The sequence below is a fragment of the Acaryochloris sp. CCMEE 5410 genome, assembly GCF_000238775.2.
Classification (GTDB): domain Bacteria; phylum Cyanobacteriota; class Cyanobacteriia; order Thermosynechococcales; family Thermosynechococcaceae; genus Acaryochloris.
This window is the reverse complement of the sequence record NZ_AFEJ02000002.1, coordinates 1,242,171-1,256,701: the sequence shown is the minus strand read 5'-3', so window position 1 is coordinate 1,256,701 and position 14,531 is coordinate 1,242,171. Positions and strand designations below refer to the sequence as shown.

At 47.6% G+C, this 14,531-nt stretch carries 13 protein-coding genes; 6 read left to right on the top strand and 7 right to left on the bottom strand.

The features are described from left to right. The first annotated feature begins 126 nt into the window (after positions 1 to 126). On the top strand, positions 127 to 834 hold the full coding sequence (gene rpe, locus ON05_RS26635; RefSeq protein WP_010476346.1) for a ribulose-phosphate 3-epimerase: 708 nt from the start codon (positions 127 to 129) through the stop codon (positions 832 to 834). An 81-nt stretch (positions 835 to 915) separates the two neighbouring features. On the opposite strand, the gene ON05_RS26630 is transcribed toward rpe, so the two are convergent. From ON05_RS26630 to pilM, 4 genes are all read right to left on the bottom strand, one after another. Next, positions 916 to 2,964, bottom strand: coding sequence for an AMIN domain-containing protein (locus ON05_RS26630; protein ID WP_010476348.1), 2,049 nt, complete (start codon positions 2,962 to 2,964; stop codon positions 916 to 918). 98 nt (positions 2,965 to 3,062) lie between these two features. Next, positions 3,063 to 3,779 (bottom strand): type 4a pilus biogenesis protein PilO, encoded by a 717-nt coding sequence (locus ON05_RS26625; protein WP_010476350.1) that lies wholly within the window; start codon positions 3,777 to 3,779, stop codon positions 3,063 to 3,065. After that, positions 3,776 to 4,531, bottom strand: coding sequence for a PilN domain-containing protein (locus ON05_RS26620; protein WP_010476351.1), 756 nt, complete (start codon positions 4,529 to 4,531; stop codon positions 3,776 to 3,778). The genes ON05_RS26625 and ON05_RS26620 overlap by 4 nt, the downstream gene beginning before the upstream one ends. Positions 4,532 to 4,535: 4 nt before the next feature. Beyond that, positions 4,536 to 5,624: a type IV pilus assembly protein PilM gene (gene pilM / locus ON05_RS26615; protein WP_010476352.1), complete on the bottom strand. Its 1,089-nt coding sequence runs from the start codon at positions 5,622 to 5,624 to the stop codon at positions 4,536 to 4,538. A gap of 313 nt (positions 5,625 to 5,937) precedes the next feature. Between pilM and fumC the strand changes: the two genes are divergently transcribed. Further along, complete coding sequence (gene fumC / locus ON05_RS26610; protein WP_010476353.1) at positions 5,938 to 7,317, top strand: class II fumarate hydratase; 1,380 nt, start codon at positions 5,938 to 5,940, stop codon at positions 7,315 to 7,317. 69 nt (positions 7,318 to 7,386) lie between these two features. Further along, complete coding sequence (locus tag ON05_RS26605; RefSeq protein WP_236619036.1) at positions 7,387 to 7,998, top strand: hypothetical protein; 612 nt, start codon at positions 7,387 to 7,389, stop codon at positions 7,996 to 7,998. A 63-nt stretch (positions 7,999 to 8,061) separates the two neighbouring features. On the opposite strand, the gene ON05_RS26600 is transcribed toward ON05_RS26605, so the two are convergent. After that, positions 8,062 to 8,448 carry a nuclear transport factor 2 family protein gene (locus tag ON05_RS26600; protein WP_010476355.1) on the bottom strand — a complete coding sequence of 129 codons (387 nt, stop codon included), beginning with the start codon at positions 8,446 to 8,448 and terminating at the stop codon, positions 8,062 to 8,064. 155 nt (positions 8,449 to 8,603) lie between these two features. On the opposite strand from ON05_RS26600, the gene ON05_RS26595 reads away from it, so the two are divergent. Next, positions 8,604 to 9,434: a hypothetical protein gene (locus tag ON05_RS26595; protein ID WP_050857503.1), complete on the top strand. Its 831-nt coding sequence runs from the start codon at positions 8,604 to 8,606 to the stop codon at positions 9,432 to 9,434. A 13-nt stretch (positions 9,435 to 9,447) separates the two neighbouring features. Here ON05_RS26595 and ON05_RS26590 read toward each other — a convergent pair whose 3' ends face one another. Together ON05_RS26590 and ON05_RS26585 are read right to left on the bottom strand one after the other, a co-directional pair. After that, entirely contained in the window at positions 9,448 to 10,515 is a 1,068-nt protein-coding gene (locus ON05_RS26590; protein WP_010476358.1) for a 3-deoxy-7-phosphoheptulonate synthase, read from the bottom strand. A 73-nt stretch (positions 10,516 to 10,588) separates the two neighbouring features. Further along, entirely contained in the window at positions 10,589 to 11,452 is an 864-nt protein-coding gene (locus ON05_RS26585) for a uroporphyrinogen-III synthase (RefSeq protein ID WP_010476360.1), read from the bottom strand. 153 nt (positions 11,453 to 11,605) lie between these two features. Here ON05_RS26585 and ON05_RS26580 point away from each other — a divergent pair, with 153 nt between their 5' ends. Both ON05_RS26580 and ON05_RS26575 read left to right on the top strand, forming a co-directional pair. After that, entirely contained in the window at positions 11,606 to 12,523 is a 918-nt protein-coding gene (locus ON05_RS26580; protein ID WP_010476362.1) for an alpha/beta fold hydrolase, read from the top strand. Between the two features lie 110 nt (positions 12,524 to 12,633). After that, positions 12,634 to 14,370, top strand: a complete 1,737-nt coding sequence (locus tag ON05_RS26575; protein WP_010476365.1) for a diflavin flavoprotein — start codon at positions 12,634 to 12,636, stop codon at positions 14,368 to 14,370. Positions 14,371 to 14,531: the final 161 nt, after the last annotated feature.

Here is a 14,531-nt window from a genome sequence, read left to right as displayed (position 1 = left end):
CATCAGGGTTTGATTAAGAATCGGGGTTAGGTCAAAGTTGAAGATTTTGTTAAACTGGTTACTGCGAAAGTGCTCAAGTTTTTAAATTTGCCTCTTTAAGCAGTCGTCATCACCGGATCTTTTACCATGACTCTATCTTCTTCACCCAAATCGACCGTCATCTCTCCGTCTATCTTATCTGCGGATTTTAGCCGCTTAGGTGAGGAAGTTCGAGCCGTCGATCAAGCAGGGGCAGACTGGATTCATGTGGATGTGATGGATGGTCGTTTTGTTCCGAATATCACTATTGGTCCCTTGATTGTGGATGCCCTCCGGCCCGTTACTGAGAAGCCTTTGGATGTTCACTTGATGATTGTGGAGCCAGAGCGATATGTTGCCGATTTTGCGAAAGCAGGGGCAGACATTATTTCCGTTCATGCCGAAGCTAGTGCCACAACCCACCTTCATCGCGCCTTAGGCCAAATTAAAGAGCTAGGTAAAATGGCAGGAGTGGTTTTGAATCCCGGCACGTCTCTAGAACAGATTGATTACGTTTTAGAACTCTGCGATCTGGTTTTGATTATGAGTGTTAACCCCGGCTTTGGGGGACAAAGTTTTATCCCAGGAGTCCTACCCAAAATCCGTCAGCTTCGCCAAATGTGTGATGAGCGCGGTCTAGATCCTTGGATTGAAGTGGATGGTGGTCTCAAAGCGAACAATACTTGGCAAGTACTTGAAGCCGGAGCAAATGCTATTGTGGCTGGTTCAGCGGTGTTCAAAGCAGATGACTATGCTGAAACTATCAAAGCCATTCGTAACAGCAAACGTCCTGAACCCGAATTAGTCACAGCCTAATTCCAAATATTTTTATATTCCATAAAAGTACCCCTCATCTTGCTTCAAGATGAGGGGTACTTTTATGATTCTTAGTGCGAACTAGGGATTCAGAAGCTTTTGGGATTCTTCACCGGGTGTATAGCGATAACCATAAGTGGTTTGATCCGAATCATCCACAATCTGCGGAGTCACTAGCACCACTAATTCACTTCTCTGTCTAGTTTTATTCTCACGTCGGAAGAGCCGACCCAATAATGGGATATCCCCTAAGATAGGCACTTTGCTAACATCAACTCTATCTTGATCTTGAATGATTCCAGTTAATACTATTGTTTGACCATCTCGCAAACGGACTTTTCCTGTTTCAACTCGGCGTTGTTGTAAGAGGAAAGCGGTATCTCCAGATAGAGCATCAACAAAAGTTCTCCCTGATAGAGAGCTGACTTCTGGTGATAGATTCAACGTTACAAACCCATTGTCATCAATGTGATCTACTACAACGTTTAGAATAACTCCTGCATTTTGAATGTTGGGTTCAGTACTAGTTGAATCAGTAGTGGCACCTGCTGTACTTCCTGAACTTGAAACTCTTTGTACAAAGCCTGTGAAAACTTGCTCAGTTAGATTGACCTGAGCTGAACTACCTTCTTGTACTAATAAAGTTGGGTTCGTTAGGATTTTGGCATCATTATTTTGTATTGATACAAACAAATTACCTAAGAAGGTTTCAGTTAAGGTGAATAAGCCGCTACCTACGATAGGAACAGTGCCTGATCCAAAGATTGAAGTTAAGCCACCTCTTCCATTAGCATCTGGCCTAAAACCAATTCCTAAGGAGTCATTAGCTCTAAACTGTAGATCTGCGTTGGAAAGTTTACCTTTCAGCAAATTGACATCAATAAATTTGACATTAATAGCTACCTGACGCTGACGCACATCCATTCTTGTCAGCAGGGCTGTTGCTGTTTCCACTTTTCGGGGAGTCCCGATTAGGGTGATGGTATTAGTCCGGGCATCAGCAACGACTTCCAAGCCTTCCAATAAGCTAGCGCTACTTCCTTCTGCGCTGCCACCATTGGCACCATAATTCTCAAGGAGTTCTTTTGCTCCTAGTGATTCAATCTCTTCCTTAACAGAATTTTCTCGTTTTATACCTGTTTGGGGAGTAGAAGCATCATTATCGGCACCAGAAGGTGTGATATTGGCTCCAGTTTCTGCTTCATTGGTGAATGAACTTGATCTTGTGATCTTCGCTGTTGCCTTAAGTTGATTCAGACGAATTGTTCTCACAACCCGGTTTTGGGCATCACCTGGTAGCGTTTTGCCGACAAAGACCGTTTGACCGACCCGGTTAGCTTGCATCCCAGATAAGCGTAAGACGTAGTTAAAGACATCATCAACAGATTCATTCTCGATGTCTAAGGTGATGGTAGATGAGGCGGAAGCTCCTTCTTCTCCGTCTCCTCCATCTTCCGCGAATGCGACGTTCACATTAGCGGCACGGCCCAAGAGTGTTAATACCTCACGAACAGGGGCCTCACGAAGCAATAGCTTAGGAATGATTTGATCGCTGCCAAGATCGATGCGTTCAGGCTCAACATTCAATGGGGCAATTGCCATATCTCCAACAGGTGGAGCCTTTGCCCGACTTCTAAAGGGAGGGACAGCACTAGCTCGAGAGCGAAGATTAGAGGGCTGAGAAGATGTTGTGACTGAATCCGTACTACCAGGCGCACCATCAAATTTAATGGCTAAAACACCATCCCGATTGTCGTTGCGAATCGTTTCGGCAATGGGAGCAGAATGGACTCCTTCTACTGTAATCCTGACCGTATCAGGATCTAATTGTCGAACTTCAACGAATTTAATGCCAGGAGCCGGATCTTTCTGTTGAAATGGGCCTGCCTCTGGTAGCCTTAAGAGAGAATTGCTGACGTCTGAAACGGATGTATTGCCTCGATTGACCGTAAAAATGGGAGGGCGGTTATCACCTTGAGTTCCGAGTACGAGTTCAAATCCCTTTGAGGTGGGATTGAGTTGAACATTGGTGACTTCAGTTTCAGCAGCCCATACCGGCTGAATCATTGCGCCTAATGCAGCTGCAGTGCAGCCTATAATAATTCCGGGTTTTCCTTGATACGAGTTCACCCTACACTCCTCTATTTAATAATTATTGATGACTGTTCGTTGTAGATTTGGCTGCAAGTTGCAGCATAGGCAATAGCGATTGAATGAAATATATTCATCTAATTCGTCTTTGCTTCCGGCTCGGCTTTTGCCGCAGCAGCCTGAGCAGCAGCAGCTTCTTCTTCGCTCAAGGGCACATAAGCATGCAAATTAAAGGTTGACTTCACAAGATTGCGAGGGCCAAATTCGGTCGGCTTTTGTAGCTCCATCGATAAGTCACGAACGACCAAAACAGTTTGCAGACGATCAATGGCTTGCATAATTTGCAAAGTTTGGTTGAACGTTCCTTGAAAAGAGACTGAAGTGACTTGCCGTTTGATCTTCCTGTCTAACGGTAAGCCCAAAGAACCATCGTTTACGATGCCAGAAGAACTATGATCGGGCTTAAAAGTTTGTAATTCAGCATTGCTAGAAACGATGACGCGATTTAAATCTAATAGCAATGTATCCAATGCTTGCTGATCAGAGAAAAGAGTGCGAACCTCTTTATTCTCTCGCTTCGCACGATTAAGTCGCTCTATGATCTCATCTACTCGTTGGGTAGTGGCTTCTTTTTGTTCTAAATCATTTGTTTTTTGTGTAACAGATTCTTGAAGCTCTTGGTATTCAGCATATTTAGGTGAGACAAGCTGAGTCCCGACATATGCTGCTAGGCCTACACCAACAACAGCTGCCAAAATTCCTGATACCGTGGGGGTAAAAGTAATCCCAAATAAAGTGGGATAAGAAGGTCCCAAGAGTTCGTCTTCTCTTGCAAATCCGCCAGTGGCCGTCATGGATTCATTACTCCTTTTTGCTTCAGCGCCCCAATTCGGGCAGCTAATCCAGATGCACCTTTTGCGTTCAGAATTTGTAGTAATTCAGACGCTGGAACATCATTAATTGTGGTTTCCAATTGATGTTGAACTAATGAAACCTGAGTTTTCTGATCCGTTTTGCGTTCAGATGACATCAGCTGTGTTTGCGCTACGGTCAGAAACGGTGATTTTCTCAAGGTCAAAACCAGGTCATTCACATCACTAAAGGAAAGCGCTTGACCCGTAATCGTCAACTGCGTCGGTGCAGATAGAGCTGCGACTGGAGCGGCTTTATCCTGAGGTTGTCCAGCTGACTGGGCAGGGGGTGTTGCAGCCTTTTGCTGAATCTTGGTGATTTGTAAGGTGGGGGGAATGCGATCGCGAATATCTTGCAAGGTTGCTGACCAAGGCTTGATTTGGTTAAAAATCGTTGCTAATGCTTTGGTCTCCTCTTTCACTTGCCGTTCTTGCAATTTAAGATCGTCGACCTCAGCTAACTTTGGTGCTAACTGTGCCAGCTCACTATCTAGATTCTCTTCTTCAGCTACTAACTGCTGATTTAAGAAGGACATGACGCCAAAGCCAATGAGAACTAACCCTAAGGCTGCTCCACCCACACCCAAGCCGATAAACAATGGTGTTTTATCATCACTGTCATAGTTGGCAGAAGAGACAACTTGTTGACCATATTCTGGGCGATCATTTAATAGGTTGATATCAATTGAATACATGCACTTATACCTCCCGCATCCCAAGACCCATAACAACACTTAAGGCAGGACGCTGAGCCATCGGAATACTGTCTGAATTTTGAATGCCGAGCGAGCTGATTGGATCGACTAATGTTGTTGTCAGTCCTAAACGCTGGGTTAAAAACTCATCAATTTGTCCTAAACTGGCACCTGGTCCTGATACAAAGACTTGCGTAATATCTAAATTTTCACCCTGGTTTAAGTAGAAGTCGATGGAACGGCGAAGTTCATCCGATAAATCGCTTAACATTCTCAGGATGGCAGCAGAGCTGGGATTATTGGCGGTGTTGTCCGTTACATCTAAAGGAACGGTCATCCCTTGCAATAAATCTGCCCCCATTGCGCCAGGCAGGTTCATCGCCCGACTCAAAGCATTTTGAAGATGATGAGTGCCAATGGGGACCTTACGATTAAATTGAGGAATACCATCCATGACGATACTAATTTCAGTACCATCAAAATCAATATTCACCAGTGCCACTGCTTCTCCTTCCATAAATTGGAGGAGTTGATTTCGCAGCGTTCTGATTAAGGAAAAACTACTGACTTCTAGAACTTTTAGATCTAGACCTGCTTGTTGGAAAACATTGAGGTAATTTTCAGTAATATCTTTTGGCGTGGCAACGAGAAGTACTTCGACTCTTTCAATACCATCCTCATCGATGTCTGTTCCTAACCGTTGAAAGTCAACATCTGCTTCTTCTCTCGGAAAGGGCAGATATATGGCTGCTTCTTGATTAAGAACCATATCCCGCAGCTCCATTTCGTCCAGTTCGGCCGGTAAACGAATCAACCGAATGACAGCTTCACCAATGGGAACGGCGCATATGGCAGCTTTGGCTTTGATTTTATGTTCTGTAATTCCTTGACGAAGGGCATCGGCGATGGCGTCCGGATCTGTAATCCGTCCATCTTGAAAAGCACCTTCCGGAATCGGAATTGCCGCAAAAGTATTGAGGTTTGTCCCCTGCTTTTGTTGCTTAAGTTGAACGATATTCACGCTGTCCGGGGTTAACTCTACGCCTACCCCCTGATTCGAATTCGAAAACAGACTTTTTAATGAAGTCACCACAGGTATGTCCGCTACAGGCTGAATAACAATATGGAAATAATTAAACCTAATGTTTGAGGCTTTGTTCTGTTGGGAGGATACCCACTTTTTTGGGCACAATCAACATCTTCCGGTTCGAACCATTACAGCTTCAATAACACCATTAGATTATGAAGGATGATGCAAAAAACTGAACGTGTAAGTTGCCTGAACTCACCCTCTCAGTCAGGATACCCACGTTAACGTATGGTTGTACCATACTCTAAAATTTGCTGACATTTCTCGAAAAAAGGCCGAACTACGCATGTCTCAACTATCTCAGCGTAACGATAAAGTGCGGATTGAAACCGATAGTATGGGCAGCGTTGAGGTGCCGAGTCATTGTTATTGGGGCGCACAAACTCAACGGTCCCTAAAATATTTTGCGATTGGTGATGACAAAATGCCGAGGGCGATGATTCGTGGGTTGGGTCTTGTTAAGCAAGCGGCGGCAATGGTGAATTTGACTTTGGGTCGCCTGTCCCCAGAGGTTGCAAACCTGATTGTTGAGGCTGCTACCGAAGTGGTGAATGGTCGATGGGACGATCAGTTCCCATTACGTGTGTGGCAGACCGGCAGTGGCACTCAATCCAATATGAATGCCAATGAGGTAATTGCCAATCTCGCCATTGAGCTAGCGGGTGGTCAGTTGGGGAGTAAAGATCCTTGCCATCCCAATGATCATGTCAATCTGTCTCAATCCTCAAATGATGTGTTCCCAACCGCTATGCATATAGCAGCTTTGGAACAACTGGTCCATCAATTGATTCCTCAGCTGATTGACCTTCGCGATTCCTTAGGGGCCAAGGCCAGTGAATTTGATGGAATTGTCAAAATTGGTCGGACCCATTTGATGGATGCGGTGCCGTTAACGTTGGGACAAGAATTCTCGGGATATGTGACGCAACTGGAGCAGAATCTAGAGCGACTCCAGCATACATTGCCACATTTACATGAATTGGTATTGGGGGGAACAGCTGTGGGGACTGGATTGAATACTCACCCTGAGTTCGCAGAGCGAGTTGCTGACCAAATTGCAGAGTTGACGGGGTTGCCCTTTGTGACTGCCCCTAATAAGTTTGCAGGACTGGCTGCCCATGATGCTTTAGTGATGACGAGTGGTGCGCTAAAAACTTTGGCTTGTAGTCTAGTCAAGATTGCCAATGACTTGCGCTGGATGGCGTCGGGACCTCGCTGTGGATTGGGGGAGTTAAGCTTGCCAGCCAATGAACCAGGGTCGTCCATTATGCCTGGAAAGGTGAATCCAACTCAGTGTGAAGCGTTAACGATGGTTTGCGCTCAGGTGATTGGTAATGACACGGCGATTAGTTTTGCAGGGAGTCAGGGTAACCTAGAGCTGAATGTCTTTAAGCCAGTGATTATTCACAATCTTTTGCACTCTATTCGCATTCTTTCGGATGCCTGTAGTGCGTTCAAAGCCTATCTGGTTGTTGGTGTTCAACCCAATTTGTCGCAAATAGAAACCTATCTAAATCAGTCATTGATGTTGGTGACCGCGCTAACGCCTCAAATTGGTTACGACCGGGCAGCACAAGTTGCGAAACAAGCGTATCAAACGGGCCAAACCTTAAGAGAAACTTGCGTCGCCCTTGGCTTTCTGACGGCTGAAGAATTCGATCAATCTGTGCAGCCGATGCAAATGACTCACCCTTAAGACTCAAATATTTGACTTTTTTACTAGACGTTCAGAACTGTCCTGATTCCTTAGTTTTTGGTTGATACTATGACTCAATTTCGGATGTTACCGACTGCGATCGCAGGTCTGATCGCTCTAACCCCAACGCTTCTTCCTCTCGCCAGTCTCGCGGAGGAAACGCCCTCAGCAACTACCCAGGCTAAATCACAACCCAAGCGTCTCACCCATTTTGCCAATGGTCTGATTTTTGAAACCCCTAGAGGGTTTTCCGAGGTTAAATCCCTAGGCAACGATACCGTCGGCGTGGTGGCGCAAAAAGGAAACCGCAAACTCAAAATCCGCATGGCCGCTTTAGCTGCAGACTGGCTAGAACTGCTAAATATGGAAGATGAGGAGTTGTTGGGATACCTCAAAACAACCTATTTGGGGATTAATGCCCCAGCGCGAGAATATCATCAGCGGCGTTTCCTGGGACAAACATTGTCTGGAGAGCTGCAGTATAAACGCACAAATCGAGGCTACAACATCGTAGAAATTTATCTGGTGCCTTTAAGTGATGGCAGTAAGGTGATGTTGGCTCTAGAAGCCGATACTTATTTGCCCCTCCCCCAAGTTGAGCATGCCTTTCAGACTGTTTCTCGGACCATGCGAGAAGATCCTGAATTTCTCAAAAAGCTAAAGAAGAAAAAGAAACGTTAATCCTCGACTTATGGTGAAGCATGAAGAGGCAATTGTCAGCTAGGCCCTAGAGCAATTCAGGGCCTAGCTGACAATTGGACTTCCATGATGATGGACTAAATACCAGTCTTGACCCATGCGCTCAAAGATATTAGTGGCCATGGATTCAGCTTTTTGTTGGCGGCGTTGAGCCACCTGCAACACCTTCTCGATCAGCACAACATAAGCTAAATCCCCGCTGCGGTTGACCGTAATGATTTTGGTGTCAATTTCTAGATAGGCGGTATTTTTAAAGATTTTTTGCCAAGATGACTCAATGGCGTCCCACCCCTTTAATTCCCCTCGACCGGGGTGAACACAGATACTAGCAATGCCGTGGGACCATACTTTTTGCATGGCTGCTAGATCTTTTTTCTCAAAAGCGCGATAAAAAGCGGCGTTGGCGTCAAGAATAACCTGCTCATCTTGCATGGGGAAAGATGTCCTATGCTGTGAAACAAAAGGGGCTTATTTTTCTTCTTTCTTTGTAGACCCTCCTTCTCTGATTCTCGGCCTAGGTTAACAACTTGTTATCTGTGCAGCCCTCAGAGAGTAGACTGATTGACGAATTCTTGATGCTTTTAATCATGATCAAACCCAAACTGATTTCTGTTGCCGTGGGTGCGATCGCATTCGCCCTCACTCAGCCTGTCGCTCAAGCTCAAAAACCCTTGAGTTTGCCAGGACAACTGCAGGTCCCCTCGAAAAAACTCGCAATTACTGCACCTAGCGTAGTTGTTCGTTCGCAACCTCCACTGATTGCCCAAGCACCTCCAGCGAATCCTCTCTCCTCGTTGAATCTCAGTGCTGCTCAAGAGGCCCAGATCCGAAGAATTGATGCTTTAATTCAAGCCCAGGTTAAAAATGTCCTGACGCCAGCCCAATGGTCTGAACTGCAGTCTCTACAATCTTCAGGGGCCTCCAAAGGGGCTGCCTTGGCGAAGCTCAACCTAGCCCCGGACCAAATCACCCAGCTAAAAGAGATTGAAGCCATTGCTCAGCAGCGACTGCTTTCTATTTTGAATGCGGAACAGAAAAAACAGCTGCAAAAGGGCCCCTTGCCTTCTCCAGCAACTGCGCCTGCTCCTTCTCCCTCGTCAACGGGAACGGCCCCCGCGACGCCGCCCTCTTCACCGCCCTCAGCTTTAGCGGCATTGAATCTGACGACGGAGCAACAGGCACAAGTGCAGCAGGTTCAGGCCTTAGCCCAAGCCCAAATCCAAACTATTCTTAGCCCAGATCAACAAAAGCAATTACAAACTCTGCAATCGGCAAATCTTTCCCAATCTGCTGCACTGCAACAGCTCAATCTCACAGGTAATCAAAAATCCCAGTTACAAGAAGTTGAGTCCCTAGCCCAACAGCGTATCCTGTCTATTTTGACCGCTGAGCAAAAGAAGAAACTGCTGACACCTTAGAAGATGTGGGGCTTTAGCTCACTGAGACTGTGTCAGCGCCGCGAACCGATGCTGCCAAGGTGGTTAGCATTTTGGTGGTCGTTTCGAAGTTGACACAGGCATCCGTGATGCTTTGTCCATAGGTTAGCTGGCTCAAATCTTCTGAAATGGGTTGGTTCCCAGCCACTAAATGACTTTCAATCATTACCCCTAACAGCCGTTGGGAGCTATTGTTGAGTTGCCGTGCAACGTTTTCTAGGACCTCGACTTGCCGGTTATGGTCTTTGTTGGCGTTGGCATGGCTACAGTCCACCATGACTCTGGGATTCAGATTGTGTTTGGCGAGTTCTTTGGTGGCCTGTTCCACATTCTCAGCGGCATAGTTGGGGCCTTGTTTGCCGCCTCGAAGGACCAAATGAGTGTCAGGGTTGCCTGTGGTTTTGACAATACTGGCGAGGCCATGGTGGTTGATGCCTAGAAAACGATGGGGTTGGTTCGCTGCTAGCATGGCATTGCTGGCGGCTTGCAAACTCCCGTCGGTGTTATTTTTGAAGCCAATGGGCATGGATAGGCCCGAAGCCATCTCCCGATGGGTTTGGCTTTCCGTGGTGCGGGCACCAATGGCAGTCCAGGCAATTAAGTCGGCAATGTATTGAGGTGTGATCGGGTCGAGAAGTTCGGTGGCGGCGGGTAAACCTAGGTTTGCTAAGTCCAGCAGGAGTTGACGGGCTAAGCGCAAGCCGGTGTTGATGTCATAGCTGCCATCTAGGTGTGGATCATTAATCAGCCCTTTCCAGCCAATGCTGGTCCGAGGTTTTTCAAAATACACCCGCATCACAATTTCAAGCTGATCGGAAAGCTGTTCGCGGAGCACCGCTAGTTTTTTGCCATATTCCAAGGCAGCATCAACATCATGGACCGAGCAAGGACCAACAATCACTAAGAGACGCTGGTCTTCGTTGCGGAGAATATTACGGATGCGATCGCGGGTTTCTGCAACCAAAGCAGCCGCTGTATCCGTCAACGGAACTTCATGGTGGAGCAAAGCAGGACTAATCAAGGGACGGGTTTCAACGACATGTAGGTCGGCGGTCTGATACATGGTGTCTCAAAAACTCCAGGAACTGGCCTTGCTCACGGAAAGTTGGCCAGGGGCGTATTTACGTATTTACAGTTTACGGCAAAATTACGGGGTCCTGCCTAGGGATATCTGCGGAAGCGGGGTGGAAAAATTGAGCGATGGCTGCGGTAAAGCCTGTAAATGAACTAAAATCCTGGGACACGATATCAACGGATAACCCTAAGTCTTTTGCGTTCCCAGCGGTATAGGGACCAAAACAGGCGATCACACAATGTTTCATTAGGGTTTCGGCATCCACCATCTGCAGCAAGGCCGAGATTTCAGCAGTACTGCTAAATGCGATCGCATCCACCTTACCCTGGCGAATCTGTTCCACCTCGACGGCATAGGCCGTGGCCTCCAGCCGACGTGTGACATAAGCGGGCACCGATACAACGGTTAATCCCAATTGCTGCAGATCAGCCAGAAAGTTGGGCACGATATCTGGCTCCGGTATCCGCTCCACCTGGGGAATCGGCACTAAAATGCGCTGGGTGTCTATGTCAGGGATTTGGGCCAGTTCTGCCACAAGGCCAGCGGGACTCGATTCCTTGGGAATGAGATCAACCCGAACGCCTAGCGCTTGCAGTTGGTCTGCATCTTGGCCAATGGCGCAAATATGGCATTGATTGAGAAGGAATAAGGGGATATCGAGCTGTTGTAACCGCAGCATAACGGCTTGAATGCCTGTGCGACTGGTGAAAGCAACCCACGAAAAATCCCTGAGCTGTTGCAAGGCGTGATCCAAATCGGGAGCAGGGTCTAATGCATAGGTCTCTATTGTGGGCATGACAATGGGCAACCCCCCTTGCTGGATGATTGCCGTCGCCAGACGTCCGGCATAGGGTCGAGGAGCTGTAATGACAATCCGTTTATTGCCCAGAGGCAGGCGTGCTGTCGATAGCAGTAGATCCGTCATTCTATCCATCGAAGACTACGACCTATTCTGCCAGACGTTGATAGCCAGTCTCAAAAGTGAATATTCGTCCAAGTGAAGCGGAGATAAATCAGATTAAGGTGAGGTTAGATCAGGACTTGGTCCAACCTCGTTTGTCATTTTCCAGAGAAGTTTATGACGTCTTCAATTCCGGAACGCTTGCTATTTGTCCAGCATGGCTGGGCCGATACCAATGGAGCCATGGCTCGCTTGGGGAGAAGGGTTGCCCCAGCCAATACTAAAATCATTGCCCCTAATTTAGGCTGGTGGCGGACTTGGCTGCGCATTGAACCTTTGGTTCAAGACGTAGAAACCATTGCCACTCAGGCGATCTCGACACATCCCCAACTTCCCATTCGCGTTGTGGGTCATTCAATGGGGGGCTTGATTTGGCTAGAAGTCTTGCATCGCCATCCAGAATGGTGGCCTCAGATAGAATCCCTGATTTTAGTTGGATCACCCGTGAGCGGATCGGATGTTTGTCGAATGATGGATCCCCTAGAAGTAGGGCTAGGGATTGCCCGAGATTTAGGTAAGAATCGACGAAGTATTGCCAGTGCGATCGCAGCTCAAGTCCCCACCCTTTCCATTGCCAGCAATACCGATGGCGGTAGCGATGGCTTAATCATGCTGGGAGCCACCCAATTTGATCATGCTCACCACGTCGTCTTGCCTGATATTGTCCATAGTGCTCAGCGATATGACGAAGCTATCGATCAAGCCATACGAGAGTTTTGGCAATCGCCTCGTCAACCCCTTCTCGTCCAGCCTTCCCCCGAGCTAGAGATTATTCAACGGTTACAGGCCGTCCCTGGGATGACGGATGCCCACCGACGGGATTTTGAGAAGTCAAAAGTAGCCCTGAGCTTTGACTCGGGCTTAACCCTACGGTTATGGAAGAATCCTGCCCGAGTGGATCATGTCTTCCTCGCCTGCCCTCAAGGCCAGTGCCTATACAGTGGTTTTGTGGGCTGGATCCATGCTGGAGCATTGCGTCAAACCCTACGGGAAATTCAATCTGAGTTTGCAGGGAAAACGACAGGCATGGCTTGAGACAGGAAAACGCTATGCCATTCATCACAAGTTCTAATCAAAGCCCAGGGGGATGTTACGCTAGAATTGCAATATATCTTAACAATCTGCAATAGCATAGGAGGTGGCTGATGGTAGCACTAGGCGATCGCAACATACAATCCGAAAACCGATTAACCACTCAGACCCTGGAAATTGGGGACGATACCACCGTGATGCGCTCCTTAGATTGGGATCGCGATCGCTTTGATATCGAGTTCGGGTTACAAAACGGCACCACCTACAACTCCTACCTGGTTCGGGGCGATAAAGTCGCCCTGATCGACACTTCCCATGAAAAATTTCGGGAATTGTACCTCAGCCTCCTCCAAGGTGAAATCGATCCAGCTGAAATTGATTACCTAATTGTTAGCCATACCGAACCAGACCATAGCGGCCTGGTTAAAGATGTTTTAGCCCTCGCCCCCCAGGCTGTGGTGGTGGGTGCCAAAATCGCCATCAGTTTTCTGGAAGAGTTTGTCAATGAATCCATCAACAGCAAAATTGTTAAGAATGGCGACCAGATAGATATAGGTCAAGGCCACGTATTGGAATTTCTCAATGCTCCGAATTTGCACTGGCCTGACACCATCTTTACCTACGATCACAAGACCCAAATCCTCTATACCTGTGACGCCTTTGGCTCTCACTTCTGTACCGATGACACCTTTGATAAAGATTTAGAAGCCCTCTCCCCCGACTATCGGTTTTACTATGAATGTCTGATGGGACCTAACGCTCGCTCCGTCTTGGGTGCGATGAAGCGGATGGATAAGCTAGAAGGTATCAACACCATTGCCACGGGACATGGTCCTTTACTCCGTCACAATGTCCAAGAATTAACGGAACGATATCGCACGTGGAGTCAGGAGAAATCCAAAGCTGAGCAAACGGCTGCAGTCTTTTATTTGTCCGATTACGGCTACAGCGATCGCCTCTCCCAAGCCATTGCCCGGGGCATTTCCAAGACCGGGGTTGCCGTCGAGATGATGGATCTCAAAGTTGCCGATGTGCAGGAAGTCCAGGAATTGATCAACTACGTCTCCGCTTTTGTGGTGACGACGCCCCCTAACTCAGGAGCTTATGCCACAGTAGCCCAAACGGCGATTAGCCAGATGTTAGCCGCTGCCAAGAATAAGCAGATCTTTGGGGCCTTCGAGTCCTATGGTGGTGATGATCAGCCTATTGACCCCTTACTGACTCGGTTTAAGGATATCGGTTTAAAGGAAGCTTTTGGGGCTATTCGGGTCAAGGATAAGCCGACAGAAACGATCTACCAAGCCTGTGAAGAATCAGGGACTGACTTGGGGCAAAAGTTGACGCAGAAGGACAATATCAAAAAGATTAAGGAGATTGATGGTGACCTGGAAAAAGCTCTAGGGCGCTTGAGCAGTGGCTTGTATATCCTTACCGCTCAAAAAGGCGATCTAAAGGGGGCGATGCTCGCCTCCTGGGTGGCTCAGGCTAGCTTCGAACCCCTTGGGTTCACGGTGGCTGTGGCAAAAGACCGTGCTATTGAATCCCTAATGCAAGTGAACGATACCTTTGTTCTGAATGTTTTAGAGGCCGATAACTACGCGACCTTAATGACCCATTTCCTCAAGCGATTTCCACCGGGAGCTGACCGATTTGCAGGGGTCAAAACCCGGACCGCCGAAAATGGCTCTCCCATCTTGGCCGATGCCCTCTCCTATATGGAATGCAAAGTAGCGAGCCGGATGGAATGCAGTGACCATTGGTTGGTCTATAGCGAAGTGACCGTCGGTAAAGTCTCGAAACCCGATAGTCTGACAGCGGTTCACCACCGTCAGGTGGGAACCTATTATTAAGGTCTATTCCCCAGTAGTTGCGATGCATCTTGAGGCTTAGCCCGCGTAAAAGGTTGCCATTATCGGAGGCTGTGGAGCAAGAAAACTCCAGCCCCCTCAAGCTGTGCAGCAGTTTTTAGCTCAATTTCAATCTAGTTCATCCTCGCAGTTAGACGGATAGA